Annotated in this window: 25 protein-coding genes; 9 read left to right on the top strand and 16 right to left on the bottom strand. The window is 74.9% G+C overall.

All coding sequences use genetic code 11. The features are described 5' to 3' along the window. Positions 1 to 143: 143 nt before the first annotated feature. Positions 144 to 2399 (top strand): AAA family ATPase, encoded by a 2256-nt coding sequence (locus ACFYPH_RS06905; protein WP_387179806.1) that lies wholly within the window; start codon positions 144 to 146, stop codon positions 2397 to 2399. 4 nt (positions 2400 to 2403) lie between these two features. On the opposite strand, the gene ACFYPH_RS06900 is transcribed toward ACFYPH_RS06905, so the two are convergent. Then, positions 2404 to 2949, bottom strand: a complete 546-nt coding sequence (locus tag ACFYPH_RS06900; RefSeq protein ID WP_387179803.1) for a YciI family protein — start codon at positions 2947 to 2949, stop codon at positions 2404 to 2406. 59 nt (positions 2950 to 3008) lie between these two features. Next, complete coding sequence (locus tag ACFYPH_RS06895) at positions 3009 to 3827, bottom strand: class I SAM-dependent methyltransferase (protein ID WP_354862750.1); 819 nt, start codon at positions 3825 to 3827, stop codon at positions 3009 to 3011. A 12-nt stretch (positions 3828 to 3839) separates the two neighbouring features. Between ACFYPH_RS06895 and ACFYPH_RS06890 the strand changes: the two genes are divergently transcribed. After that, positions 3840 to 4046 carry a hypothetical protein gene (locus ACFYPH_RS06890; protein WP_387179800.1) on the top strand — a complete coding sequence of 69 codons (207 nt, stop codon included), beginning with the start codon at positions 3840 to 3842 and terminating at the stop codon, positions 4044 to 4046. Between the two features lie 23 nt (positions 4047 to 4069). Here ACFYPH_RS06890 and ACFYPH_RS06885 read toward each other — a convergent pair whose 3' ends face one another. The 4 genes from ACFYPH_RS06885 to ACFYPH_RS06870 form a co-directional block, all read right to left on the bottom strand. Further along, on the bottom strand, positions 4070 to 4636 hold the full coding sequence (locus ACFYPH_RS06885) for a dienelactone hydrolase family protein (protein WP_387179798.1): 567 nt from the start codon (positions 4634 to 4636) through the stop codon (positions 4070 to 4072). A 55-nt stretch (positions 4637 to 4691) separates the two neighbouring features. After that, entirely contained in the window at positions 4692 to 5798 is a 1107-nt protein-coding gene (locus ACFYPH_RS06880; RefSeq protein ID WP_387179796.1) for a nucleotide disphospho-sugar-binding domain-containing protein, read from the bottom strand. 66 nt (positions 5799 to 5864) lie between these two features. Continuing rightward, complete coding sequence (gene paaK, locus ACFYPH_RS06875) at positions 5865 to 7172, bottom strand: phenylacetate--CoA ligase PaaK (protein ID WP_387179793.1); 1308 nt, start codon at positions 7170 to 7172, stop codon at positions 5865 to 5867. 78 nt (positions 7173 to 7250) lie between these two features. Beyond that, on the bottom strand, positions 7251 to 7700 hold the full coding sequence (locus ACFYPH_RS06870) for a MarR family winged helix-turn-helix transcriptional regulator (RefSeq protein WP_124816318.1): 450 nt from the start codon (positions 7698 to 7700) through the stop codon (positions 7251 to 7253). 136 nt (positions 7701 to 7836) lie between these two features. Here ACFYPH_RS06870 and ACFYPH_RS06865 point away from each other — a divergent pair, with 136 nt between their 5' ends. The 7 genes from ACFYPH_RS06865 (at position 7837) to ACFYPH_RS06835 (ending at position 14394) form a co-directional block, all read left to right on the top strand. After that, positions 7837 to 9057, top strand: coding sequence for an MFS transporter (locus ACFYPH_RS06865; protein WP_354862244.1), 1221 nt, complete (start codon positions 7837 to 7839; stop codon positions 9055 to 9057). Between the two features lie 142 nt (positions 9058 to 9199). After that, positions 9200 to 9958, top strand: coding sequence for a class I SAM-dependent methyltransferase (locus ACFYPH_RS06860; protein WP_387179789.1), 759 nt, complete (start codon positions 9200 to 9202; stop codon positions 9956 to 9958). Between the two features lie 156 nt (positions 9959 to 10114). Beyond that, positions 10115 to 10591 carry a CrcB family protein gene (locus ACFYPH_RS06855; protein ID WP_354862240.1) on the top strand — a complete coding sequence of 159 codons (477 nt, stop codon included), beginning with the start codon at positions 10115 to 10117 and terminating at the stop codon, positions 10589 to 10591. Continuing rightward, positions 10588 to 10950, top strand: coding sequence for a fluoride efflux transporter CrcB (crcB, locus tag ACFYPH_RS06850; RefSeq protein WP_387179785.1), 363 nt, complete (start codon positions 10588 to 10590; stop codon positions 10948 to 10950). The genes ACFYPH_RS06855 and crcB overlap by 4 nt, the downstream gene beginning before the upstream one ends. 89 nt (positions 10951 to 11039) lie before the next feature. Beyond that, the gene (locus tag ACFYPH_RS06845) at positions 11040 to 11564 is read left to right on the top strand and encodes a PadR family transcriptional regulator (protein ID WP_354862237.1); all 525 of its coding nucleotides are present in this window, start codon (positions 11040 to 11042) and stop codon (positions 11562 to 11564) included. Continuing rightward, entirely contained in the window at positions 11561 to 12241 is a 681-nt protein-coding gene (locus ACFYPH_RS06840; protein ID WP_387179782.1) for an ABC transporter ATP-binding protein, read from the top strand. The genes ACFYPH_RS06845 and ACFYPH_RS06840 overlap by 4 nt, the downstream gene beginning before the upstream one ends. Then, positions 12238 to 14394, top strand: a complete 2157-nt coding sequence (locus ACFYPH_RS06835) for an FtsX-like permease family protein (RefSeq protein ID WP_354862233.1) — start codon at positions 12238 to 12240, stop codon at positions 14392 to 14394. The genes ACFYPH_RS06840 and ACFYPH_RS06835 overlap by 4 nt, the downstream gene beginning before the upstream one ends. A 3-nt stretch (positions 14395 to 14397) precedes the next feature. Here ACFYPH_RS06835 and cobA read toward each other — a convergent pair whose 3' ends face one another. Genes cobA through cobO form a run of 10 tightly spaced genes read right to left on the bottom strand, consistent with a single transcriptional unit; the run spans position 14398 to position 24756 of the window. Then, on the bottom strand, positions 14398 to 16086 hold the full coding sequence (gene cobA, locus ACFYPH_RS06830) for a uroporphyrinogen-III C-methyltransferase (protein WP_387179778.1): 1689 nt from the start codon (positions 16084 to 16086) through the stop codon (positions 14398 to 14400). Further along, entirely contained in the window at positions 16083 to 16679 is a 597-nt protein-coding gene (locus ACFYPH_RS06825; RefSeq protein ID WP_354862230.1) for a precorrin-8X methylmutase, read from the bottom strand. The genes cobA and ACFYPH_RS06825 overlap by 4 nt, the downstream gene beginning before the upstream one ends. After that, on the bottom strand, positions 16676 to 16873 hold the full coding sequence (locus ACFYPH_RS06820; protein ID WP_387179775.1) for a DUF362 domain-containing protein: 198 nt from the start codon (positions 16871 to 16873) through the stop codon (positions 16676 to 16678). The genes ACFYPH_RS06825 and ACFYPH_RS06820 overlap by 4 nt, the downstream gene beginning before the upstream one ends. Continuing rightward, positions 16861 to 18648, bottom strand: coding sequence for a precorrin-3B C(17)-methyltransferase (gene cobJ, locus ACFYPH_RS06815; RefSeq protein ID WP_387179772.1), 1788 nt, complete (start codon positions 18646 to 18648; stop codon positions 16861 to 16863). The genes ACFYPH_RS06820 and cobJ overlap by 13 nt, the downstream gene beginning before the upstream one ends. Further along, complete coding sequence (cbiE, locus tag ACFYPH_RS06810; RefSeq protein ID WP_387179769.1) at positions 18645 to 20003, bottom strand: precorrin-6y C5,15-methyltransferase (decarboxylating) subunit CbiE; 1359 nt, start codon at positions 20001 to 20003, stop codon at positions 18645 to 18647. The genes cobJ and cbiE overlap by 4 nt, the downstream gene beginning before the upstream one ends. Then, positions 20000 to 21151 (bottom strand): cobalt-precorrin-5B (C(1))-methyltransferase, encoded by a 1152-nt coding sequence (locus ACFYPH_RS06805; protein ID WP_355065295.1) that lies wholly within the window; start codon positions 21149 to 21151, stop codon positions 20000 to 20002. The genes cbiE and ACFYPH_RS06805 overlap by 4 nt, the downstream gene beginning before the upstream one ends. After that, the gene (gene cobM / locus ACFYPH_RS06800) at positions 21148 to 21981 is read right to left on the bottom strand and encodes a precorrin-4 C(11)-methyltransferase (RefSeq protein ID WP_387179765.1); all 834 of its coding nucleotides are present in this window, start codon (positions 21979 to 21981) and stop codon (positions 21148 to 21150) included. Before cobM ends, ACFYPH_RS06805 begins: the two co-directional genes overlap by 4 nt. Next, positions 21978 to 22799 carry a precorrin-2 C(20)-methyltransferase gene (gene cobI / locus ACFYPH_RS06795; protein WP_387179762.1) on the bottom strand — a complete coding sequence of 274 codons (822 nt, stop codon included), beginning with the start codon at positions 22797 to 22799 and terminating at the stop codon, positions 21978 to 21980. The genes cobM and cobI overlap by 4 nt, the downstream gene beginning before the upstream one ends. Next, on the bottom strand, positions 22796 to 24151 hold the full coding sequence (locus ACFYPH_RS06790; protein WP_387179759.1) for a cobyrinate a,c-diamide synthase: 1356 nt from the start codon (positions 24149 to 24151) through the stop codon (positions 22796 to 22798). The genes cobI and ACFYPH_RS06790 overlap by 4 nt, the downstream gene beginning before the upstream one ends. Next, the gene (cobO, locus tag ACFYPH_RS06785; protein WP_355137341.1) at positions 24145 to 24756 is read right to left on the bottom strand and encodes a cob(I)yrinic acid a,c-diamide adenosyltransferase; all 612 of its coding nucleotides are present in this window, start codon (positions 24754 to 24756) and stop codon (positions 24145 to 24147) included. Before cobO ends, ACFYPH_RS06790 begins: the two co-directional genes overlap by 7 nt. Between the last annotated feature and the right edge of the window lie 4 nt (positions 24757 to 24760).

Here is a 24760-nt window from a genome sequence, read left to right as displayed (position 1 = left end):
GCTTGTGGTACTCCTCGCGTCGACATTGCGACTAAAGGTTGCGGGTGGCCGACATACGTCGTTCTGCCGATCCCCCGTCAGCCCAGGAATGCCAATCTCCGAGGGTCGTCAGCCATCAGCGGGGGAAGGACCGGTGCGCACCCATGATCACTATCGTCGCCGACACGCAGCGGACCGACCGCCCACACTGGCCGGTGGCCGAGGAGAGACGGACGGTCACCGTGCTGTTCGCCGACATCGTCGGCTCCACCGCACTGGTCGACCGGCTCGACCCGGAGGACGTCCGGGCGCTGCAACGGGCGTACTTCGACACGGTCGCCTCCGTGCTGCGCCGCTGGCACGGCGTGGTCGAGAAGTACGTCGGCGACGCGGTGATGGCGCTGTTCGGGGCGCGACACTCCGACGGCTTCGACGCGTACCGGGCGGTGCGGGCGGGGCTGGAGATCCAGGCCGCGCTGGATCGCCGGCCGATCCTCGGCGACATCACCCTGCGGGTGCGCGTCGGGGTCGCCACCGGCGAGGCGGTGGTCGACCTGGGCGACGCGGTCAGCGGCGGCCACGGCGTGGCCAGCGGCGCGGTGATCACCACCGCGGCCCGCCTGCAGGAGTACGCCGCACCCGGCGCCGTCGCGCTGTGCGCCGCCACGGCGCGGGCCACCGCCGGTCTCATCGTGCAGCGTCAACTGGCGCCGGTGCCGGTCGCCGGCCGGGTGCCGCCGATGCCGGTGTGGCATGCCGCCGGCCTGGCGCGACCGGGCGCCGACCGACACGACGGCCCGCTGATCGGGCGACGTCGCGAACTAGCCAGCATCACCGACCAGGTGACCCGGGCGCTGCACGAGCACGAACCGCGCTGGGTGTCCCTGGTCGGCCCGAGCGGCAGCGGCCGCAGCCGACTGCTGCACGAGCTGGCCCGCGCGCTGCGCACGGTGGACGGGATGCCGGTGCGCTGGTGCGTGGTGGGCTGCCCGCCGTACCCCGACCAGGTGCTCGCGCCGGTCGCCGAGCTGGTCCGCGGCGTCGCCGGCATCCGCCACGGCGACGGCCCGGCGGCGGTCCGCGACCGCCTGACCGACGCTCTGACACCGCTGTACCCGCCGGACCGGGTCGCGGCGGCGGTGGTGGCGCTGCAATCGCTGCTGACCACCCCGGACGGTTCGGCCGAGGCGCTGGCCGCCGCGGCGGTCTGCCGGGACGTGCTGCTGCGCCTGGCCGCCCACCGACCGCTGGTCGTCGCCGTGGACGACGTGGACCGTGCCGCGCCCGTCGTGAGCCACTTCCTGCACGCGCTGTTCACCGCGGCGGCGGCACGCGGGCTACCGCTGGCGGTGCTCACCGTGCATCAGCCGCAGTGGGCCGACACCCGACCCGGCCCCGCCCGCCGCGTGCCGATCCGTCCCCTGGCCACGGTGCAGTCCGGGCGGCTGCTGCGCCACCTGCTCACCCGGGCGGGGCAACCGGTGACCCTGGCCGACCGGCTGCTGCCACTGGTGGCGGGCCGTCCCGGCCACGCGGCGGCGTACGTGCGGTCAATCGTGGACGGCGCCGACCGGGTGACGCTCCCGCTGCCCGACGCGGTCCGCCGGGCCGTCGGCGCGGAGCTGGACCACCTCGACGGTGAACGACGGGCGGTGCTGATGGCCGCTGCCACCACCGGCGGTCCGGTCTCCGGCACTGCCGTCGACCGGGCCCTCGGTTGGGCGCCTGGCCAATCCGCATCGGCCCTACGCGGGCTGGTCGCGGCCGGGCTGCTGCTCCCCCGGCGCGCCGACGGGTACGTGTTCGCCGCGCCCGCGCTGCGCCAGGTCGCCGCCGAGCGGTTGCCCCGCGCGTTGCGGGCCGTCTTCGGCCGCCGTGCCGCCGAAGCACCGCGCCTCGACACCGTCCGCCCGGACGCCCTCGACCCCACCTCGGTCCGTCGCGCCGCGGACCGTTCCGCCGCAGATCACCCTGTCGCGGACCGCCCAGCCGACATGGCGCGTCTCGACGCCGTTCGCTCCCGGGCTGGCCGCCTCGGCGCCGTCTTCGCGGTGGTGGTCCCGACGGTCTCATCGCGCCGCACCGAACCGCCGCGCCGACGTCTCCCGACGGCGACGATGGCCACCGCACCGGCCGCGCCGAGTCGCGGGGCCAACCGCCCGGCGGGTGCCCGCCGCCTGCGCGCCGTCGCGTCCGCCAGTGACGTGCCTCCGACCCGAGCGTCCGCGACGCCGACCAACACGGGCGGGCACTGGCTTGCGGACGTGGCCCGGGCCCCGGCGACGATCCGTGCGGTGCCCACCGTGCCGGGGCCACCCGAACGCGGCGGACCCGCCGGCGTCGGCCCACCGGCCAGGGTCGTGCGCGCCGCACCTCGCCCCCCGTTGATCCACTGGCCGAACGGCCTGGCCGCCGCCTGAGGGGTCAGACCGGTCGCCCGCCGAACTGCCAGTGGTGCACCTCGACGTCGGCGTACCGCTCCACGGTCAGGATGGCGCGCGCCGCGTCCGGGGTCGGCGCCCGAACCAGCGCGGCGGTGCCGAGCCAGGTGTCGCCGTCGTCGGACAGCAGCGGCCCGTACGCGATCAGCTCGTCCCGGTCGGGCGGCACGGCCAGGTCAACGGCCGGCCCCGCGCCGAGGCCGAGCACCAGATACCGGTTGCCGCCGGTCCGACCGCCGGGAAAGTCCCACATCGTGCGGCCCAGCGCGTTGCGCCACCGGCGCAGCAGCACATCCCGGTACACGCCGGCCTGGTAGTTCGGCTCGTCGAAGGCGAACGCCCGCGCGGCGCCCGGGTCGGGCACGTCGACGATGTGCACGCTGCCGGTGGCCGTGTCGCCGGACAGGGTAGGGCCACGCGTAATCATCTCCGCCGCGAACCGGTCCATGTAGGTCCAGTGCTCGGCCAGCAACTCGTCGCGCAACGTCGCCGAGTCGGGCCGGTCGCGGTGGTAACACAGGAACTCCATGCCGCCCATTCTCGACGCCGTGCCCCACCCCCCGGCGGGGCGGGCACAGCCGAGTCGTCCTACGGCACGGACGCCGAGGCCAACAGCGCGGCGGTGGGCAGCGCGAGCAGGCCGTCCGGGTCGCGGTAGGCGGCGGTCAGCTCGTCGTACGCGGCACGAATGCGGGCGATCACCGCCGGCGGCTGGGTCTCCATCAGCAGGCCGGGCCCGCTGATGCCGTTCGCCGGGCCGCTCCACCACGCCTCGGGGTCGGTGCGGTGCGCCCAGGTGATCGTCTCGCACCGCACGTCGGCGAGGCCGGGGGCGTCGAGCAACCCGGCGAACCCCTCGGGGGTACGGGGAAAGTCCCGCTCCGCGTCCACCCTCGGCATCGAGGTCGGGCGGTCGACCCCGGCAGCGTCGAAGACCTCGCCCCAGAGGCTCTGCGCCTCGGGCGGCGGGTGGGGCCAGATCGTCGCCGCGATCCGTCCGCCCGGCCGGACGACCCGTCGGAGTTCGGTGATCGCGGCCGCCGGGTCGCCCACGTGATTGATCACGAAGTTCGCCACGGCCGCGTCGAACTGCCCGGAGTCGAACGGGAGATGGGGCAGAGCCGCGAGGCTAACCTCGTCGGCGGACGGGAGCCGGCTGCGGGCCAGGTCGACCATGCTGGGCTCCGCGTCGACGGCCACCACACTGGCGCCGCGCGCGCACGCCAATCCGGCGACGGTCCCGGAACCGGTGCCGACGTCGAGCATTCGGGTTCCGGCATCGACGTGGGCGGCGTCCAACAGTGCCGGGGCGGGATGGGCGCACAGCAGCGCGAAACTGCCGTCGTACGCCGCCGCCCGCCCGGCCCAGCGCGACCGCTCGTGGTCGTCGAAGGCTGTGGTCGTCATTCCCGCACCCCCGTGAGGATCATGATTGCCGCCACGATAGCGCCCCGTCGAGGGTCCGACGGCCCCCGCCAACGCGCCGTGCTCGCGCTGCTGCTGGCGGCCCGGTGCGAGTTCGTCTCCGTCGGCCGGATGATCGAGGAGCTGGGGCGGGGTGACGCGCCACCGCGGGCGATCGTCTCTCTCTCCACTCCCCCGCGCATCGGCGCCACCACCCGCTGAACGTCGGGTGGCCCGGCCGGCGCTCAGTCGGCGGTGAGGAAGGCCAGCACCCGGGGCCAGACCTGCGCGGCGGCGTCCGGGGCGTACTCGGCGAGGTCCGGGTCGGTGAACAGGTGTCCGGCGCCGGGATAGCGGAACACGGTCAGGTCGGCGCCGGCGTCGGTCATCGCCTGCTGCCACTCGTCGACCTCGTCCGGCGCGTCGTACGGGTCCGGGTCGGCGACGTGCAGCTGCACCGGCAACCCGGGCCGCGCCGTGTCCGGCGCGCCGCCGGTGCCGTGCAGCAGGAGCAGGCCGGCGGCGTCGGGGCGCTCGGCGAGCAGCGCCCCGGCGACGCCGGCGCCCATCGAGAAACCGGCGAGGACCGTCTGCGGCGGCAGGTCGCGCAGCGCCGCGCGGGCCCGGTCGAGCACCACCTCGTGGCCGATCTTGTCGAGCAGCGCGAAGCCCTCCTCGACGGTGTCGGCGGCCGGGACGCCGTACAAATCGGGGGCGGTGACCTGGTGCCCGGCGGCGCGCAACCGGTCGGCGGCGGCACGAACGGCCGGCCGCAGCCCGTACACGGAGTGGAACAGCACGACGTGTCGCATCAGGCCATCCTGCCGCAGCCGGGCGTGGGCGCGGCTGTGGCACGCGGGGCGGGGATCAGACCAGCGCCGTCAGCCGGGCCACCAGGGCCGTCGGCGGTGGCATCGCGGCGATCTCCTGGCTGACCTGCCCGGCGGCCGTCCGCAGGCTCTCGTCGGTGAGCAGTTGGGTCAGTGTCTGCGCGGTGATGTCGGCCGGACGCAGCGCGAGGCCGGCGCCCCGGCGGGCCACCAGCTCGGCGTTGTGCCGCCGGTCCCCCGGGCCCACCGTGGCCAGTTGCGGCAGGCCGGCGGCGAGGGCGCCGTAAACGCTGCCCGCCCCGCCGTGGTGCACCAGCGCCGCGCTCGCCGGTAACGCCTCGTCGAGCGGGATCCAGTCGACCACCCGGACGTTGCCGGGCAGCGAACGGGCCGAGCGCTCATCGGGCCGGACCAGCACGATCTCGGCGTCCACCTGGGCCGCGGCGGCCACCACGGCGGGCATCGGGCCCCGGTCGCCGGGGCCGGTCAGGGTGCTGCGGGTGACCAGGATCCGCTGTCGCTCGCCCGGCTCGCGCAGCCAGGCCGGCAGCTCACCACCGCCCACGTAGGACGTGTAGCGCATCGGCCAGCCGGCCTGGGCGGCCACGCTGGGCGGGGCCACGGCGAGGGCGGCGGCGGGTGGCGGCAGCTCCACGAGGCCGTGCCGGCGCAGCGCGGCCCCGAGCCGGGCGGTGGTCGCGCCGACCAGGTCCCGGCCGTCGAAGAGGGTGTTCTCCTGGCGTACGGCCGGCACGTCGAGCAGCGCCGCCGCCACCGCGCCGGCGACCGCGAACGGCTCGTACACCACCAGATCCGGTCGCCACCCGGTGGCCAGCGTGACGACCGGGTCGGTGAGCTGGTCGTTGAGGGCGCCGAAGAGCAGCCCGGCGCCCCGGGTGCCGGCGGTGCCGGCCAGTTCGGCGCGCGCGATCAGCGGATGGCGGGGAAGGACCCGCAGCGCGATCCGGCCGAAGTCGAAGCCGGGCGCGACGTCGTGCACGGCCAGACCGGCGCCGGCGGCGGCCATCGCCCCACCGCCGGTGGCCACCAGCACGTCGTGGCCGGCGTCGCGCAGCGCGACGGCCAGCGGCACCAGGGGAAAGACGTGCCCGATGAGCGGGGCGGAGACCACCAGCACGCGCATCTCGCGGATCCTATGTCGACACCGCTGGTCGCGGTGCCCCGTTGACCCCGCGCCGTCAGTCGCCGTTCAGCCGCCGTCGCGCTGGTCGACGATGCGGCGCATCTTGCCCATCGACCGTTCCACCGAGTCCGGGGCGAGCACAGCCACCGCGACGCTCACCCCGATGGTGTTCTTCACCAGCTCGACCAGCGCCGCGCCGGCCCGCTCGGCGGCGTCCACGGCCACCCCGACGCGCCGCTCCACCCGTACGGTCAGGGTGTCCAGCCGGCCGCGCCGGTCGAGGACGCACTGGAAGTGCGGCGACAGCTGCGGCGTGCGCAGGATCAGCTCCTCGATCTGCGTGGGGAAGACGTTCACCCCGCGAACGATCATCATGTCGTCCGTCCGGCCGGTGATCTTCTCGATCCGGCGCATCGGCCGCGCGGTGCCGGCGAGCAGCCGGGTGAGGTCCCGGGTGCGGTAGCGCACCACCGGCATCGCCTCCTTGGTCAGCGAGGTCAGCACCAGCTCGCCCCGCTCACCGTCGGGCAGCACTACCCCGGTGACCGGGTCGATGATCTCCGGGTAGAAGTGGTCCTCCCAGAGGTGCAGCCCGTCCTTGGTCTCGACGCACTCGGTGGCCACGCCGGGGCCCATCACCTCGGAGAGCCCGTAGATGTCGACCGCGTGGATGTCCAACCGCTGTTCCATCTCGCGGCGCATGTCCTCGGTCCACGGCTCCGCGCCGAAGATGCCGACCCGCAGCGAGGTGGTGCGGGGGTCGACGCCCTGGCGCTGCATCTCGTCGACGATGGCGAGCATGTAGCTGGGCGTGACCATGATGACCTCGGGTTCGAAGTCGCGGATCAGCAGCACCTGCCGTTCGGTCATGCCGCCGGAGACCGGGATGACCGTGCAGCCGAGTTCCTCGGCCCCGTAATGGGCGCCCAGACCGCCGGTGAAGAGCCCGTAGCCGTACGCGACGTGCACGCGGTCGCCGGGACGGCCGCCGGAGGCGCGGATGGACCGGGCCATCAGCCGGGCCCAGGTCCGCAGGTCGTCGCGGGTGTAGCCGACCACTGTGGGTCGACCGGTGGTGCCGGAGGAGGCGTGCAGTCGGGCGACCCGCTCCCGGGGTACGGCGAACATGCCGAACGGGTAGTTGTCACGCAGCTCCGCCTTGCCGGTGAACGGGAAGCGGGCCAGGTCGGCGAGGTCGCGGCAGTCGTCGGGGTGCACGCCGGCGGCGTCGAACGCCCGGCGGTAGTGCGGCACGTGGTCGTACGCGTGCCGCAACGACCAGCGCAGCCGTTCGCGTTGCAGGGAGCGCAGCTCGTCGATGTCGGCGCGCTCGATCGGCTCCAGCTCTTCGGGACGAGGGGTGCGGTCCTGCATCGCCTGCCTCCTTGCGCGACGGTCCCGGTGCGGGCTGCGGGTACCGTACGCCCGCCGTCGCCCGGGCCGGCGGGGCGGTCAGCGGGCGGCTGGCAGCCGGTGCAGGGCGTCGACCAGTGGCGCCAGCTCGGGGGTGGCCTCCGCCTCGGCGAGCGCGTCGGTCAGCACCCGGTCGTGGGTCGGTCGGGTCTGGGCGAGCAGCTCGGAGCCGGCCGGGGTCAGCTCGGTGTAGATGCCGCGCCGGTCGTCGGCGCAGAGGATCCGGGTGAGCAGCCCCCGCTGCTCCAGGCGGGTGACCAGCCGGGTGGTGGCGCTACCGGAGAGCGCGGCGGCGCGGGCGAGCTGACTCATCCGCATGTGCCAGCCGTCCTGCCGGGACAGCGCGTCGAGGACCGTGTACTCCACGACGGACAGGCCGTGGCCGGCCTGCAGGGCCCGCTCCAGGGACGTCTCGATCAGCCCGTGCAGGGCGGCGAGGGTCCGCCAGCCCTGCGCGCGGATCTCGACCGCGTCGTCGGCGATGCCCATGGCGGCCTCCTCGGTGTGATCTGAACGGGCCCCAGGCTACCACGCTTGCGCCGATATCAAGCGCGTGCAAGTATTTCTTTGCCGGCGCGTGTAGTTGCACGCGCCGCATATCTGTTCCCCTCTTGATGGGAAGAACATGTCCGTACGCCACAAGTCCCTGCCGCCCGGCCTGATCGCGCTGGCCATCGGCGCCTTCGGCATCGGACTCACCGAGTTCGTGATCATGGGGCTGTTGCCCGAGGTGGCCGCGGACTTCGCGGTCACCGAGCCGGTGGCCGGCTGGTTGATCTCCGGCTACGCGCTCAGCGTGGCCGTCGGCGGGGTCGCCCTCACCGCGGCGGTCACCCGACTGCCCCGCAAACCGGTGCTGCTCGGCCTGATGGTGCTCTTCATCATCGGCAACCTGCTCTCCGCCGTCGCCGGCGACTACGCCGTGATGATGGCCGGTCGGATCGTCGCCGCGCTCTGCCACGGCGCGTTCTTCGGCATCGGCGCGGTGGTCGCCGCCGGCCTGGTCGCACCGGCCCGCCGGGCGGGCGCCATCGCCATGATGTTCGCCGGCCTGACCATCGCGAACGTGCTCGGCGTGCCCTTCGGCACCTTCCTCGGGCAGCACTTCGGCTGGCGGTCGACGTTCTGGGCGATCACCGCCATCGGGGTGGTCGCCCTGATCGGGCTGGCCCTGCTCATTCCCACCGGCGACACCGCGGACGCCGACCGCCCGGCGGGCGGGCTGCGCGGCGAGTTGCGGGCCTTCACCCACCCCCAGGTCTGGCTCTCCCTGGTGATCACCGTCCTGGGCTTCGGCGGGATGTTCGGCGCGTTCACCTACATCGCCTACACGCTCACCGAGGTCAGCGGTTTCGCCACCAGCACCGTGCCGTGGCTGCTCGTCCTCTTCGGAGTGGGGCTCTTCGCGGGCAACCTGCTCGGCGGCCGGGCGGCGGACAGGTCACTGTCACGCACCCTGGTCACCGTCCTGGCGGTGCTCACCGTGGTGCTCGTCGGCTTCGCGCTGACCGCCACCAACCCGGTGCTGACCATCGTCGCGCTGGTGCTGATGGGTGGGTTCGGCTTCGCCACCGTGCCGCCGCTGCAGATGCGGATCATGCGCTACGCCCACCAGGCGCCGACCCTGGCGTCCGGGGCGAACATCGCCGCGTTCAACCTCGGCAACGCGTTGGGCGCCTGGATCGGCGGGGTGACCATCGCCGCCGGACTCGGCTACACCTCGCCGATCTGGGCCGGCGCCGCGCTCACCCTGGCCGGCCTGGGCGTGCTCCTCGGCGCGCTGCGGCTGGCCCGTCGTAACGAGCCGACCCGGGCCGACGCGAGCCTGGTGGACACGACGGTCTGACCCCGCCGGGAGGACAACGCCGGGCCGGGCAGCTGCCCGGCCCGGCGTCGCTCTGATCATCGCCCTGCCATCTTCCCGCAATTGCAAAAGATGTGCAACAAGGTCTGGACAACGCCCTGGGCCCGTAACTAGCCTGATCGCTATGAGTCCTTACATCGCGGATCCCTGGGCCTGGCAGGAGAGCTGGGACCGCCAGCAGGAGGCCTACCTCCCGGACCGGGAACACCGGTTCACCGCCATGCTCGACACCGTCGAAGCGGTCCTCGACGGCCGGCCGCCGCGGGTGCTCGACCTGGCCGGCGGCACCGGCACCATCTCGCTGCGGACCCTCGCTCGCTTCCCCGCCGCCGAGGCGACCCTGGTCGACCTCGACCTGGCGCTGCTCGCCATCGCCAGCGCCTCGCTGGCCGACCGCGCCACCATCATCACCGCCGACCTCGGCGCCGCCGAATGGCGCTCCACGCTCCCGCACCAGGAGTACGACGCCGTGCTCACCGCCACCGCCCTGCACTGGCTGCCGGCCGACCGACTCGGGCAGCTCTACGCCGAGCTGCGCGACGTGCTGCGACCGGGCGGCGTCTTCGTCAACGCCGACCACATGCCGGACGACACCCTGCCGGAGCTGACCAAGCGGCTGATGGATCGGGCCCGGGACCGGCGCAACGCCCGGTACGCCGCTGGCTCGATGCTGTCCTGGTCCAACTGGTGGGAGCGGGCCGGCGCCGACCCGGCGCTCGCCCCGCTGGTCGCCCAACGACACGCGATCTACCCGACCGGGCACAGCCCCGAGTGGAACCCACCGGTCTCCTGGCACCTGGCCGCGCTCACCGCGGCCGGCTTCAGCGAGGTCGGCACGGTCTGGCGAGGCGGCCCGGACGCCGCCGTCGCGGCAGTTCGCTGACGAAGGCGGCGCGTTGACGCCGCCGCGCGCCGGCAGCGCGTTGACGCCGGCTGGCGCCGGCAGCGGGTTGAGGCCGCTGGCCCCGGCAGTGCGTTGAGGCGGCCCGCGCCGGCGGTGCGTCAACGCCGGCGGGCGCCGGCACTACGCTGAGGAGCCGTGCCAGAGCCGTTCGAGCCGCGTACCGACCCCGACGTCGACCTGCGGGTCCCCGCCGACCGCCGCGAGCTGACCGCGCACCCCGCGACGATTCTCGCCGTGATCGCGGCCGGCGGGGCGCTCGGCGCGCTGGCCCGGGCCGGTCTGCAACACGTCGCCCCGCACGCGCCGACCGCCTTCGGGTGGGCGACGTTCGGCGTCAACGTGTCCGGCTGCCTGCTGATCGGTGTGCTGATGGCGGTGCTCGGGCACCTCGGCGGTGGGCACCCGCTGGCCCGCCCGTTCCTCGGGGTCGGGGTGCTCGGCGGGTTCACCACGTTCTCCACCTACGCGGTCGACGTCCAGCAGGCCCTCGTGGCGGGCGCACCGGGCGTCGCGCTGGCGTACCTGGCCGCGACGGTGCTCGGGGCGCTCGTCGCGGTCGGGTTGGGCGACGCCGCCGCCACCGGACTGCTGCGACGCCGGGTCGCCCGATGACCGTGCTGCTCATCGCCCTGGGGGCGGCCGTCGGCGCGCCGCTGCGCTACCTCACCGACCGGGCCGTGCAGTCCCGCCACGCCTCGGCGTTCCCCTGGGGCACGTTCAGCGTCAACGTGGTCGGGTCGCTGCTGCTCGGCGTCCTGGTCGGGTGGCCGGTCGACCCCGCGGTCAGCGCGCTGCTCGGCACCGGGTTCTGCGGCGCCCTGACCACCTACTCCACCTTCAGCTACGAGACGTTGCGGCTGACCAAGGGTGGTCATCGGCTGCTCGCGCTGGCCAACGTGCTCGGCAGCGTCGCGGCCGGGCTCGCCGCGGCCACCGCCGGCTACGCCCTGGCCCGCGCCCTGCTGGGCTGACCTCCGCACGCCATGCCCTGAGCAAGGGGCCAACCGAGAACACCCCGAGGGTATATACGCGAGGTATACCCTCGGGGTAGTCTCCTGGCATGAGCGTGCCTCTGACCCTTCTCGGCCTCCTCGAACGGGAGCCCAGCCACGGCTACGACCTGAAGCGCGACTACGACGCGTTCTTCGGTCGGGGCAAGCCACTGCCGTTCGGCCAGGTCTACTCCACCCTCAGCCGCCTGGCCCGCGACGGCAAGGTGGTGATCAGCGACGTCGCGCCCGGCTCGGGCCCCGACCGCAAGCGCTACGTCATCACCGACGTCGGCGCGACCGAGGTCGAGCAGTGGCTGACCCAGCCGGTCGACCCGGAGCCGCACCTGCAGACGGTGCTCTTCGCCAAGGTCGTGCTCGCGCTGATGCTCGACCGGCCGGCCGCCGAGTACCTCGACACCCAGCGCAGCGCGCACCTGCAGCGGATGCGTGAGCTGACCGAGATCAAGCGCGCCGGCAGCCTGGTCGACGCGCTGCTCGCCGACCACGGCCTGTACCACCTGGAGGCGGACCTCCGGTGGATCGAGATGACCGGCGCCCGCCTGGACGCCCTGCGGAAAGAGGTGCGGCCATGAGCGTCGTGATCGAAGCACGGGACGTGGAATTCGCCTTCGGCCAGACACCCGCCCTGCGCGGCGCCAGCGTCGCCGTGGAGGCGGGCGAGATCCTCGCCGTCATGGGCCCCAGCGGCTCGGGCAAGTCCACTCTGCTGCACTGCCTGGCGGGCATCCTCGTGCCCAGCTCCGGCGAGATCCTCTTCGACGGGGCCCGGGTCGACGCCATGCCCGAGACCCAGCGCAGCAGCCTGCGTCGCGACCGGTTCGGCTTCGTGTTCCAGTTCGGCCAACTCGTCCCCGAGCTGACCGCGGTGGAGAACGTCGCCCTGCCCCTGCTGCTCAGTGGCGTACACCGCAAGCAGGCGTTGCCCAAGGCGTACGCCTGGTTCGCGCGCCTCGGCCTGGACGGCCTGGAGCAGCGCCGCTCGGGCGAGCTCTCCGGCGGGCAGGCGCAACGCGTCGCCCTGGCCCGCGGCCTGGTCGCCGAGCCGCAGGTGCTCTTCGCCGACGAGCCGACCGGCGCGCTCGACTCGCTCACCGGCGAGCACGTCATGGACCTGCTGGTCAGCGCGGCCCGCGAGCAGGGCACCACTGTCATCCTGGTGACCCACGAGGCCAGGATCGCCGCGTACGCCGACCGCGAGGTCATGGTGCGCGACGGGCGCGTCAACGCTCCGGACCGGATCGCCTCATGATCCGCTTCGGGCTCCGCCTCGCCCTGGCTGGCGGCCGGGAGGCACTCACCCGCCTGCTCGTCATCGCCGCCGCCGTCACGATCGGCAGCGGGCTGCTGCTGACCACCCTCGCCGGGGTCAACGCGGTCGACGCCCAGCTCACCCGCTACGCGTCGATCTATCCCCAGGCCTCCACCGCCGGCGCCGCCGATCCACTGTGGTGGTCGACGCGGGACGACTTCTTCCACAGCAAGCAGATCCTCCGGATCGACGTCGCCGCCACCGGACCGACCGCGCCCACCCCGGCCGGGATCCCGAGCACTCCGGGCCCCGGCGAATTCTACGTCTCGCCGGCGCTGCGGGAACTGTTCGCGGCACAGCCGGCCGATCAGCTGGCCGACCGATACCCGGGGCGTGACCTGGGCACCGTCGGACCGTCCGGGTTGACCTCACCGGACGCGCTGCTCGCCATCGTGGGCGGCACGCCGGACAGCGTCGCCAAGCTGCCCAACTCCCGGCAGGTCGCCAACCTCGATGACAAGCCCGCCCTCCCCGAGACCACGGTGAACCTCATCCTGGGTGTGATCGCCGGCGGGCTGCTCTTCCCGGTGCTGATCTTCATCGGCACCGCGACCCGGCTCAGCGCCGCCCGCCGGGAGCAGCGTTTCGCCGCGATGCGCCTGGTCGGCGCGACACCCCGGCAGATCTCGACGGTCGCCGCGGTGGAGGCGGCGGCCGCCGCCGTCGCCGGCACCGCCGTCGGCTTCGGCCTGTTCTACGCGTTCCGGGGCTCGCTCGCGGGCATCCCGTTCACCGGCATGCCGTTCTTCCCCGGCGACATGTCCCTGGGCCTGCTGAACGTCCTGCTCGTGGCGCTCGGCGTCCCGGCCGGCGCGGCGCTGGCCGCCCAGGTCTCGCTGCGCCGCGTACGGATCTCGCCGCTGGGCGTGACCCGGCGGGTCACCCCCCGCGCGCCGCGCGCGTACCGGCTGATCCCGATGCTGCTCGGTGTCGCCGTGCTGGTGTTCGCGCTCGGCTACCGGCCCGAGTCGTCCGACGGTCAGACCGCGATCTTCCTGCCCGGCCTGCTGCTCATCATGGCCGGCCTGGTCTTCGCCGGCCCGTGGTTGACGATGGTCGGTGCCCGGGTGATGGCCCGGTACGCCAACCGTCCGGCCACGCTCATCGCCGCGCGACGCCTCGCCGACAACCCGAAGGCCGGCTTCCGGGCGATCAGCGGCATCATGCTCGCGCTCTTCGTCACGAGCGTGGCCGTCGGCGTGATCACCACGATCGTCGATGAACGTGGCCCGGCCCCGGTCGGCTCGACCGACGCCGGCACGGTCACCACCGTCTTCGACGAGAAGGCGACGTCGGTGCCGGACACGCTCTTCGCCGAGTTGCGGGCGATCAGCGGCGTGCGGTCCGCGACCGCCATCCGGGAAGACCCGGACATGATCAGCGGTGGCGAGGGCGGATTGTTGGCGTGCGCCGACCTCCCGAGCGCGTACGGCCGGTGCGCCGAGGGCGCGAGCGTCATCGAGGTGCCGATAGGCCTCAGCCGCTGGCGGGAGTCGGCGTCACCCGCGACGGTCTGGCCCGCCGCGTCTCTCACCCTCGACGACCTCCACCGGCTACCGGTCGGATCGATAAGCGTCGGCACGGACGGCTCCGCCGCAACCATCGAGCGCGTCCGCACCGTGCTGGAGGTCGCCTTCCCGACCTTCTGGGTGGGGCCGAACGTGCCCGGCGACTTCGAGTCGGACTTCGCCGACACGCTGCGCGGCTGGGAACAACTGGCCAACGTCATCATCATCGCCAGCCTCGCGCTCGGCGGGTGCAGCCTCGCGGTGAGCGTCATCGGCGGCCTGACCGAACGCCGCCGTCCGTTCAGCCTGCTGCGCCTCAGCGGCGCTCCGGTGCGGGTCCTGCGACGGGTGGTGGCGCTGGAGAGCGCCGTACCGATGCTCGCCGTCGCCGCGCTCGCCATCGGGATGGGCCTGCTCGCCGCGCATCTGTTCCTGCGGGCACAGATGGACTACACGCTGGTCGCGCCGGGGCCGCGCTTCTACGTGATCGTCGTCGTCGGGCTGGTCGCCTGCCTCGGCGTCATCGCCTCCACGTTGCCGCTGCTGCAACGCATCACCGGGCCGGAGACCGCCCGCAGCGAGTAGCCGTCAGGCGCTCGGCCCGGTGGCCGCGAGAGCGACCACCGGGCCGAGCACGAAGACGGCCGGCGGGCCGATGCCCTCGCGGGCGGCGACCGCGCCGATCTCGTCCAGTCGGGCCGGCACGGACCGCTGGCCGGGCAGACCGGCGTCCTGCACGGCCAGCACCGGGGTCTCCGGAGCCCGACCGTGCTCGACCAGCACGGCCGCGATCTTCGCGATGGTGTCCACGGCCATCAGCAGCACGACGGTGCCCCGGGCGCGGGCCAGCGCCGCCCAGTCGACAAGCGAGTCGGGGTGCCCGGGCGGCAGATGCCCGGAGACCACGGTGACCTCGTGCGCCACACCCCGGTGCGTGACCGGCACGCCGGCGAGGGCCGGCGCGGCGAGGGCACTGCTGACCCCCGGGACCACAGTCACCGGTACGCCGGCCGCCGCGCAGGCCTGCACCTCCTCGTGGCCGCGTCCGAAGACGTACGGGTCGCCGCCCTTGAGCCGCACCACCCGGCGACCGGCCTTGGCGTGCGACACCAGGGCCGCGTTGATCGCGTCCTGGGCCATCGACGGGCCACGGGGCACCTTCGCGGCGTCGATGACCAGCACGTCGGGGCGCAGCCCGGCGAGCAGCCCCTGCGGGGCGAGCCGGTCGACCACCACGACGTCCGCGGCGTCGAGCAGCGCCCTGCCGCGTACCGTGATCAGGTCGTCGGGCCCCGGCCCGCCGCCGACCACGGCGACCGAACCGTGATCGTGGTGGTGGTCCTGCCCGTGGTGGTGATGGTGATGGCCGACCGGGTCGTCGGGGTGGTCGTGCGGGCGTTGCGGGCGACCCACCTTGTCCGCGAAGCCGGGCATCAACACCCGGTACACGCAGGTGTCGCAGTTCATCCGAATGTCCCCGCCCAGCGCCTCGGCGTGGCGTTCGAGCACCAGATCCGCGAGGGCGTCACAGTCGCCGATCACCTCGGCGACCCGGACGTCCAGGTCGGGGTGCGCGGCGGCGAACTCCGCCGACTGGGCGACGATCCGGTCGGGCAGCACCCCGGCGAACAGGAAGTACGGCGCGACGACGATCCGCCGCGCGCCGAGCCGGCGCAACCGGTCCAGCACCTCCGGCACCGACGGCTGCGCCAGCGAGATGAAGCCCGGCTCGACGCCCGCGTAGCCGCGCCCCTCCCAGAGCAGACGGGCGACCTTGGCCACCTCGGCGTTGGCGTCCGGGTCGGTGGACCCCCGCCCGATCAACGCCACCCACGTGCCGGCCCGGTCGGCACCCGCCAACGCCGTGCCGGCCCGGTCGGCACCCGCCAACGCCGTGCCGGCCCGGTCGGCACCCGCCAACGCCGCGTCGATGCGCTCTTCGAGGGCCGTGTGCAGCAGCGGGTGCGGGCCGAGCGGGCGCCCGTAGCGGTACGTCAGCCCGGGGTGCCGCTCCTGCTCACGGGCCATCGCGGCGGGGATGTCGCCCTTGCCGTGCCCAGCGCCGGTGAGCACCAGCGGCAACGCCACCAGGGCCCGGTGCCCGCGCGTGACGAGCGCGCCGACCGCGTCGGTCAGCGGTGGGCGGGACAGCTCGATGAAGCCGCCCTCGACGTCCGCGACGTCACCGCGACGGCGGACCCGCTCGACGAGCGCGACGAACTGGTCGACCCCGGCAGCGCTGCGCGTGCCGTGCCCGACGATGACCAGACCGGTCATGACCTCTCCTCGGTGTAGAGCAGGGCGTTGAGGGCGGCGGCGGCGACCGCCGAGCCACCCTTCTCGCCCACGTTGGACACCCCGGGCAGGCCGCTGGCCCGCAGCGCCGCCTTCGACTCGGCGGCGCCCACGAAGCCGACCGGCAGGCCGACGACCAGCGCGGGCGTGGCGTCCAGGGTGAGCAGTTCGACGAGCGCGGTGGGCGCGCAGCCGACCACCCACACCGCGCCGGGGCCGACCCGGTCCAGCGCGATCCGCACGGCGGCCGCCGAGCGGGTGATGCCGGCCGCGCGGCCCAGCTCGGCGGCGGCCGGCTCGGCGACCGGGCAGACCAGCTCCAGGCCGGCGCGGGTGATGCCGGCGGCGACCATCGCCACGTCGGTGACCACTGGCGCACCGGCGCGCAGCGCCGCCAGCCCCGCTTCCAGGGCGGCCTCGTCGCAGACCAGGTCGTCGACGTACGCGAGGTCGGCGCTGGCGTGTACCACCCGTTCGGTCACCGCTCGGCTCAGCGGCGGCAGGTGCGACAGGTCGACCCGCTCGCGCAGGATGCGGTACGACTCGACCTCGATGGGATGCACCACCCGGCTCATCGGGCTCCTTCGCAGGGGTCGGGCTCGGCGACGCGGATCGCGTCGACCGGGCAGATCTCCACGCACTCCAGGCAGCCGGTGCACCGGTCGACGCGGACCGTGAGGCCACCGGCGACCGGTCGGATCGCGTGTGTGGGGCAGGTGAGCAGGCAGGCGCCGCAGCCCTGGCAGGCGTCGATCGTCACGAGCGCCACCGGTACCCCCGGGGGGTGACCATCCGGCCAGCGACCAGCCGGGTGTCGCTGCTGCCGACGACCACGACGCTGTACATGTCGACGATGGCCGGGTCGAGTGTGGCCACTGTGGCGAGCTGCACCTGTTCGCCGGGGCGGCTGGCGTTGCGCACCACACCTACCGGGGTGTCCGGGGGCCGGTGCGCGGCGAGGATGCCGAGCGCCTTGCCGAGCTGCCAGTCGCGCGCCCGGCTCCGCGGGTTGTAGAAGAGCGTCACGAAGTCACCTTCGGCGGCGGCGGTCACCCGCCGCTCGATGACCTCCCACGGGGTGTGCAGGTCGGACAGGCTCACGTAGGCGTGGTCGTGTCCGAGCGGCGCGCCGAGCAGCGCCCCCGCGGCGAGCGCGGCGGTCACCCCGGGCACACCGACCACGTCGATCCGCTCGTCGGCGTACTCCAGGGCGGGGCTCGCCATCGCGTACACCCCGGCGTCGCCGGATCCGATCAGCGCGACCGACCGGCCGGCGGCGGCCTCGGCGACGGCCGCGCGGGCCCGCGCCTCCTCCGCGCCAAGCCCGCTGGACAGCACCCGGGTGCCCGGCCGCAGCACGTCCCGCACCTGGTCGAGGTACTGGTCCAGGCCGACCACCACCGCCGCGCGACGCAACTCCGCCACCGCGCGGGGGGTCCGCAGGTCGGCGGCGCCCGGCCCGAGGCCGACGACGGCGAGCCGGCCGCGCGGCGCGTGCCGGGCCACCGCGACGGTCGCCATCGCCGTCGCGGTCTTGCCGACCAGCAGCGTCGCGTCGTCGGATCGGCCGTCCGGTCCGAGCAGCGCCGCGGCCTCCGCGACGCTCGGCGTGCCGACCGCGGCGCGGACCACCTCGCTGGGATGCGGCACGTCGACCGCCGCCAGCCGCGTCGCCGGCCAGGTCACCAGGGGTACGCCGAGCGCGTCGGCGGTGCTGCGGATGCCCGCCTCGTCGGCTTTGACGTCGGCGCTGGCCAGGCAGCGCAGGCTCGCCGGGTCGAGGCCGGCCTCGGCCAGCACCCGGTGCAGCAGCTCCGCCACCTCGGCGGCCGGCACGCCCCGACTCGCGCCGACGCCGGCGACCAGCGACGGCGGCCGCAGCACGGCCGTGCGCCCGTCGAAGGGCACCACCCGGTCGGTGACCAGCAGCCGGTACCCGTCGTCCGGCGTGTCCTCGTGGCCGCCGGCGCTGCCGGCCCCGCCTACGGCGGTGCCGGTGGCCACGGTCGCCGGAGCGGTGGCGGCGTAGACGTTCGGGGGCAGGGCGGGCAGCGGCCAGTCGGCGTCGGCGATCAGCCGGACCGGTTCACCGTCCAGGATGGCCCGGGACACCGCGGCGACCGCGCCCTGCACCGGCCAGCCGAGGGTGTCCAGCCCCGGCAGGCCGACCGCGTCGGTGGCGGTGGTGATCACCGGTCGGGCGTCGAGCAGCGCGGCGACCTGCTCGGCGAGGGCATTGGCCCCGCCGGCGTGACCGCCCAGCAGCGCCACGGCGTGCCGGGCCGCCTCGTCGACGACCACCACGGCCGGGTCGGTGCGCTTGTCGTCGAGCAGCGGCGCGAGGATGCGCACCACCGCCCCGGTGGCCAGGAACGCGATCACCGCGTCACAGCCGGCCCAGGCGCTGCGCAACGCGTCGGCGACGGTCTCCCCCTCGACCAGCCAGGCGTGCGGCCACGCGGCGGTCAGGGTGTCGGCGTGCCGTCGGCCAGCGGCGGTGGCCGCCACCAGGCCGATCCGGGCAGGCGGGTTCTGGTCGGTCACGGGCGCTCCCCGGTGAGGACGACCACCGGGTTGGTGGCCGCGAGGCGGATCGACCCACCGGGCAGGTCGGCGAGGCGGGCGGCGGAGAGCTGGCTGCCCTCGACGGTGTAGCCGGCGGCGCGCAGCAGGCCCACGGCCGGCGCGACGCGGTCCAGCGCGGCCAGCGTGAGCACCACCCGCTCGGGTCGGCGGGCCACCACGGCGGTGAGGACGTCGACACCGCCACCGCCGACGAAGACCGCGTCCGGCTCGGGCAACCCGGCCAGCGCCTCCGGAGCCCGCCCGACGACGATCCGCACGTCGACGGCGTGCGTCGCGGCGTTGTCCCGAATCGTCGCGGCGGACGCGGGGTCCCGTTCGACGGCGAGCACGGCAGCGCCGAGCAACGCGCACTCGATGCCGACCGAGCCGCTGCCCGCGCCGACGTCCCAGACCAGCCGGCCCAGACGAGGCCGCAGCCGGGCGACGACGAGAGCACGCACCTCGGACTTCGTGATCATGGAATCGCGGTGGGCGTACCGGTCCTCCGGCAGCGCCCAGCCACCGGCCGGTGCCGCGGCCGGCTGGTTGTCGGCGCGCATCCCGCCGCTTGCGACCCGGTCGGGCGTGACGTCGGTGGGCACGAATCCGGCGGGTGCGGTGTCGGCGACGCTGACCAGGACGTGCGGATCGGACCAGGTGCCGGCGGCGGCCTGCTCGGGGGTCACCGCCCGGACGCGTTCGGCGTCGGTGCCGAGGTGTTCGGCGACCACCAGCCGGCGGGACCAGCCGATCAGTCCGGCGCCCAGCTCGGCCGCGCCGACGCCCGGCGCGGTGAGCACCGCGACCAGGGGCAGCGCCCGGCAGGCGTTCAGGGCCGGTCGCGGGTCGCGGCCGTGCGCGGTGACCACGGCGGCACCGTCCCAGGGCAGCCCGGCACGGGCGAACGCGGCGGCCACACTGGAGACCGCCGGCGCCACCCGCAGGGGCAGCCCGGCCGCGCGCAGCCGCCGGACGATGCCGAACAGGCCGGGATCGCCGCTGGCCAGCACCACGGCCGGCACCCCGGTGGCCACGGCGACGCTCAGCCGCCGTACGGCCGGGGCGAGCGGCCCGAGGACGACGGTGTCCACGCCGGGCGGTACGGAAACTGTGGCCAGGTGCCGGGCCGCTCCGACGACCAGCCCCGCCCCGGCCAACGCGGGCGCGAGGGCGGAATGCGGTGGCGCTCCGGCCGCGTCCACCCCGACCACTGTCACCAACGCATCCGGGCCGGCCACCGTCACCAACGGGTCCGGGGACGCCACTGTCACCAGCGCGTCCGGGGACGCCAGGTGCGCCAGCGGGTCGGCGGCCGTCGCGGTCGCCCGGCTCATCGCGGCCACCGGCCCGACGAGGCGACCACCCGCGCGCCGGCGAAGTCGACCATCGCCACGTCCACGGTGACCGTCGGCCCGGCGAAGCGACGCAGCACCTGCCCGACCCGCTGGCAGAGCAGGTCCCCGGCCGGGCCGAGCAGCCCGGCGGCCTCCCACAGCTCGTACGCGTGCCGCCCGGTGTTCGCCTCGGTCACCGCGGCGACCAGCGCCGGATCGCCGCCAGCGTCGGCAGTCACCGCGCCGAGCAGCGACAGGTCCACCTTCGAGCGGGTGTAGTGGGTCATCAGGATTCCGGCGGCGAGTTTGGCGAGCTTGCCGGCCATGCCGACGAAGACCACCCCGGTCATCGCGTCGCCCACCGCGGCGGTGACGGCGGCGCCGGTGAAGTCGCCCACCTCGACGAAGCACACCTCGGGCAGCTCGGGCAGCAGCGCGCGGGCGGCCCGCTCGGTACGCCCGCCGGTGCACAGCACCACGGTCCGCTCGCCCTGGGCGGCCATCACGTGCACGGCCTGGACGACGCTGGCCCGCCAGGAGGCGGTGGAGAAGGGTCGGACGATCCCCGTGGTGCCGAGGATCGAGATGCCGCCGAGGATGCCGAGCCGGCGGTTGGTGGTCTTGCGGGCCATGATCTCGCCCCGGGGCACGCTGATGACCACGCGGACACCGACCTCGGTGAGGTCGACGACCTCGGCCACCGCCTCGCCGATCATGCGACGTGGGGTGTCGTTGATGGCCGGGCCGCCGACCGCGAGGCCGAGGCCCGGCTTGGTGACGGTGCCGACGCCGGGACCGCCGGCCAGGCGCAGCCCGGGGACGTCGGTCCAGTCCACGGTGGCGGTCAGCTCGGCGCCGTGGGTGACGTCCGGGTCGTCACCGGCGTCCTTCACGACCACCGCCTCGGCGCGCGCCGGTGGGTTGCCGGTCACCTCGCAGCGTTCGACCGGGAACCGCACCCGCCGCCCGGCGGGCAGCCCGATCTCCACCTCCGGCGGGGCAACCCCGGTGACGAGCGCCGAGACGGCGGCCTTCGCCGCGGCCGTGGCGCAGGCCCCGGTGGTCCAACCCGTCCGCAGCGCGGTGGGCCGGACCTTCGCCGTACGCGGCAGGTCCGGCTCGCGCAGCGGCGGCTCGGCGTACGTCACGCTGTGCCTGTTCCCCCGGCGCGACCGCCGGTCTGGCGGCGCAGCTCGGCACGGGCGGCCGGCTCGGCGCGACGGAAGGTGTGGAAGTGCCCGGGGTGGTACAGGTGCGAGCGGGTGCCCTCGGCGGCCAGCGCCGGCCCGACCAGGAAGAGCGTGTGTTTCCACAGCTTGTGCTGCTTGACCGTGGCCTCCAGGGTGCCGACCGTGCAGCGCACGACCAGCTCGTCGGGCCAGGTCGCCTGGTACGCCACCACGGCCGGGGTGTCCGCCGGGTAGCCGCCGGCCAGCAGCTCGGCCTGCACCTGACCGGAGCGGGCGGCGGAGAGGAACAGCGCCATGGTGGTGCCGTGCCGGGCGAAGTCGCGGACCCGCTCGCCGGGCGGCATCGGGGTCTTGCCGCCTTCGAGGCGGGTGAGGATCACCGACTGGGCGACCTCGGGCACGGTCAGCTCCCGCCCGACGAGCGCCGCGACGGCGGTGAACGACGACACTCCGGGCACGATCTCGACGGCCAGGTCGAGCGTCCGGCACAGGTCCAGTTGCTCCTGCACGGCGCCCCAGAGCGCCGGGTCGCCGGAGTGGATGCGGGCCACGGTCAGCCCCTGCTCGGCGGCGCGCTGGTAGAGCGGGAGCACGCCCTCGATGGGCAGCTGCGACGAGTCGACGATCTCCGCGTCTCCGCGGGCGTGGTCGAGGACGTCGGCGTGCACCAGGCTGGCCGCCCAGATCACGATGTCCGCCGCGGCGATCACCCGGGCTGCCCGCAGGGTCAGCAGGTCCGCCGCACCCGGGCCGGCCCCGACGAACCACACCTTGCCGTTGCTGGTCACAGCTTTCCTCCTCGGTGGTCGCGGCGGGCGGGCACCAGCAGCGTCGACAGGTACGGCAGGTCGTGCGCGGTGTCGTCGACCCCGCCGACGCTCTCCCCGGGCAGGCCGAGGCTGCGCCCGAGCACCGCGTCGGCGAGGCGGCCCTGCCGGCGCAGCTCGGCGAGCAGCTCCGGGTGCCGCCGCCAGCCCTTGTAGGCGACAACGGTGCCCGGCCCGGCGAGGGCGTCGGCGAACAGCGCCAGACCGGCGGTGGCCGGCAGCAGCGTCAGCGGTTCGCGTCCCTCGCAGAGCGGAATGCCGCTGCGGGCGGCCAGCTCCTGCATGGCGGTCACACCGGGCACGGTCGCCACCCGCACGGTGGGGCGCAGCGCGCGGACGCTCTGCGCCAGATAGCCGAAGGTGGAGTAGACGTTGGGGTCGCCGATGGTGGCGAAGGCGAGGGACCGCGCGCCCGCGTCGACCGCGTCGACCACGCTCCGGGCGGCGTCGTCCCAGGCCGCCGCCCGGCGGGCGGTCACCCCACCCCGGTCGTCGAGGGCGAACGGCAGCCGACGCAGCCGATCCGCCGGCACGTACTCCCGGACGGTCGCCTCGGCCCGCCCGGCCTGCGCGCCCGGCGGCGTCGCACCGGCGGTCGCGCTCGGCGCGACCCGGTCCGCCATCACGGGTACGAACACCGCGTCGGCCGCGCGCAGGATCCGTACGGCCTTGACGGTGAGCAGTTCCGGGTCACCCGGCCCGACACCGACGCCGGTCAGCGTGGCGTCGGCGGGACACGCGTCAGCGGTCGGCCCCGCGTGGGTGCGCTGCGCGCTCATCGGCACGCCTCGACCAGCCGGCGGGCGGCGGCGGGGTGGCCGGCCCAGTGGGTGTGCAGGTAGGAGGCGTGCACGCGGCCGGCGACGAAGCCGTGGTCCGTGCCGTTCCAGCGCCACGCCGGCCGCTCGCCGTGAGCGGGGTCGGTGGTGGTGCGGTGGAACTCGTGGCCGCGTACCGGCTCGCCCGCGCGGGCCACCGGGGAGTCGGTGACGGCCAGGGCCTCGCGGTAGCCGAGGGTGAGCCGGCCGGTCATCCGGGCGGTGAGGTCCAGCCGACCGCACATCGGTACGCCGTCCAGGGCCCGCCCGAGGTAGAGCAGCCCGGCGCACTCGGCCACGACCGGCCCGTCGAAGTCGGCCAGCTCGGCCCGGAGCGTGCCGTTGCCCGCGAGGGCCTCCGCGTACGCCTCGGGGAACCCGCCGCCGATCACGACCGCGCGGGTGCCGGCGGGCAGCGCCGGGTCGCGCAGCGGGTCGACGGTGACCACGTCCGCCCCGGCGGCGGTGAGCAGTTCGGCGGTCTCCGCGTACGAGAAGGTGAAGGCCGGACCACCGGCGAGCGCGACGAGCGGGCGTTCGTGGCCGGCCGGCCCGCCGACGGCGGCGACCGGGTCCCACGCCGGGGTGGTCAGCGGCGCGGCGGTGCGGGCCAGGTCGAGCACGGCGTCGAGATCCACGGTGGCCTCGACCAGCTCGGCGAGGGCGGCGACGATCGCGAGGGACTCGGGCGCCCGCTCGGCGACCGGGACCAGCCCGAGATGCCGGGCCGGCGCGGCGACCTCGGCGGCGCGGGTGACCGCCCCGAGCACCGGTACGCCCACCTCGGCGAGGGCGTCGCGCAGCAGCGTCTCGTGCCGGGGCGAGCCGACCCGGTTGAGGATCACCCCGCCGATGCGGACCGCCGGGTCGAAGGCGGCCATGCCGAGGGTCAGCGCGGCGGCCGAGCGACCCTGCGCGGTGGTGTCCAGCACCAGCACCACGGGTGCCTCGATCAGCCGGGCGACGTGCGCGGTGGAGGCGAAGTCGCGGCGGCCCACCGCCCCGTCGTGCAGGCCCATCACACCCTCCACCACGGCGATGTCGGCGGGCGTCGGGACGCTCGCGCCGTGGCGCAGCAGACCGGCGATCCGCTCGGCTCCGACCAGGAACGGATCGAGGTTCCGGCCGGGCCGCCCGGCGGCGAGGGCGTGGTAGCCGGGGTCGATGTAGTCCGGGCCGACCTTGTGCGGGCTGACCGTCAGGCCGCGACGGCGCAGCGCGGCGAGCAGCCCGGTGGCGACGGTGGTCTTGCCGTGGCCGCTGGCCGGCGCGGCGATGACCACTCGGGGCAGCGCCCAGGGCGCGCTCACCACTCGATGCCCTTCTGGCCCTTCTGGCCGGCGTCCATCGGGTGCTTGACCTTGGTCAGCTCGGCCACCAGGTCCGCGGCGGCGATCAGGCGCGGGTCGGCGTCCCGGCCGGTGATGACGACGTGCTGGAAGCCGGGGCGGTCGGCCAGGGTGGCGACCACCTCGTCGACGTCGACCCAACCCCACTTCATCGGGTAGGTGAACTCGTCCAGCACGTACAGCCCGTACCGCTGCGCGGCCAGGTCGCGCTGGATCTGCCGCCAGCCCTCCAGGGCGTCCGCGGCATGGTCGGCCTCGCCGCCGCGCTGGATCCAGGACCAGCCCTCGCCCATCTTGTGCCAGGCCACCGGCGCGCCCTGGCCGGTACGCTCGTGCACCTCGCCGAGCGCCCGGAAGGCGTTCTCCTCCCCCACCCGCCACTTGGCGCTCTTGACGAACTGGAACACCCCGACCGGCAGGCCGGCGGTCCACGCCCGCAACGCCAACCCGAAGGCAGCGGTCGACTTCCCCTTCATCTGTCCGGTGTGGACGATCAGCAGTGGCCGGTGCCGCCGCTGCCGGGTCGTCAACCCGTCAGCGGGCACCACGCTCGGCTGTCCCTGTGGCATCAGC

It is taken from the genome of Micromonospora sp. NPDC005252, from assembly GCF_042872475.1.
GTDB lineage: Bacteria > Actinomycetota > Actinomycetes > Mycobacteriales > Micromonosporaceae > Micromonospora.
This window is presented reverse-complemented; position numbering and strand designations above follow the sequence as displayed.

What these genes read in the sequence shown, in the direction of transcription:
- ACFYPH_RS06905 (WP_387179806.1), top strand. Translation starts at nt 144, where the DNA reads ATGATCACTATCGTCGCCGACACGCAGCGGACCGACCGCCCACACTGG.
- ACFYPH_RS06900 (WP_387179803.1), bottom strand. Translation starts at nt 2,949, where the DNA reads ATGGAGTTCCTGTGTTACCACCGCGACCGGCCCGACTCGGCGACGTTG.
- ACFYPH_RS06895 (WP_354862750.1), bottom strand. Translation starts at nt 3,827, where the DNA reads ATGACGACCACAGCCTTCGACGACCACGAGCGGTCGCGCTGGGCCGGG.
- ACFYPH_RS06885 (WP_387179798.1), bottom strand. Translation starts at nt 4,636, where the DNA reads ATGCGACACGTCGTGCTGTTCCACTCCGTGTACGGGCTGCGGCCGGCC.
- ACFYPH_RS06880 (WP_387179796.1), bottom strand. Translation starts at nt 5,798, where the DNA reads ATGCGCGTGCTGGTGGTCTCCGCCCCGCTCATCGGGCACGTCTTTCCC.
- paaK (WP_387179793.1), bottom strand. Translation starts at nt 7,172, where the DNA reads ATGCAGGACCGCACCCCTCGTCCCGAAGAGCTGGAGCCGATCGAGCGC.
- ACFYPH_RS06870 (WP_124816318.1), bottom strand. Translation starts at nt 7,700, where the DNA reads ATGGGCATCGCCGACGACGCGGTCGAGATCCGCGCGCAGGGCTGGCGG.
- ACFYPH_RS06865 (WP_354862244.1), top strand. Translation starts at nt 7,837, where the DNA reads ATGTCCGTACGCCACAAGTCCCTGCCGCCCGGCCTGATCGCGCTGGCC.
- ACFYPH_RS06860 (WP_387179789.1), top strand. Translation starts at nt 9,200, where the DNA reads ATGAGTCCTTACATCGCGGATCCCTGGGCCTGGCAGGAGAGCTGGGAC.
- crcB (WP_387179785.1), top strand. Translation starts at nt 10,588, where the DNA reads ATGACCGTGCTGCTCATCGCCCTGGGGGCGGCCGTCGGCGCGCCGCTG.
- ACFYPH_RS06845 (WP_354862237.1), top strand. Translation starts at nt 11,040, where the DNA reads ATGAGCGTGCCTCTGACCCTTCTCGGCCTCCTCGAACGGGAGCCCAGC.
- ACFYPH_RS06840 (WP_387179782.1), top strand. Translation starts at nt 11,561, where the DNA reads ATGAGCGTCGTGATCGAAGCACGGGACGTGGAATTCGCCTTCGGCCAG.
- ACFYPH_RS06835 (WP_354862233.1), top strand. Translation starts at nt 12,238, where the DNA reads ATGATCCGCTTCGGGCTCCGCCTCGCCCTGGCTGGCGGCCGGGAGGCA.
- cobA (WP_387179778.1), bottom strand. Translation starts at nt 16,086, where the DNA reads ATGACCGGTCTGGTCATCGTCGGGCACGGCACGCGCAGCGCTGCCGGG.
- ACFYPH_RS06825 (WP_354862230.1), bottom strand. Translation starts at nt 16,679, where the DNA reads ATGAGCCGGGTGGTGCATCCCATCGAGGTCGAGTCGTACCGCATCCTG.
- cbiE (WP_387179769.1), bottom strand. Translation starts at nt 20,003, where the DNA reads ATGAGCCGGGCGACCGCGACGGCCGCCGACCCGCTGGCGCACCTGGCG.
- cobI (WP_387179762.1), bottom strand. Translation starts at nt 22,799, where the DNA reads ATGAGCGCGCAGCGCACCCACGCGGGGCCGACCGCTGACGCGTGTCCC.
- cobO (WP_355137341.1), bottom strand. Translation starts at nt 24,756, where the DNA reads ATGCCACAGGGACAGCCGAGCGTGGTGCCCGCTGACGGGTTGACGACC.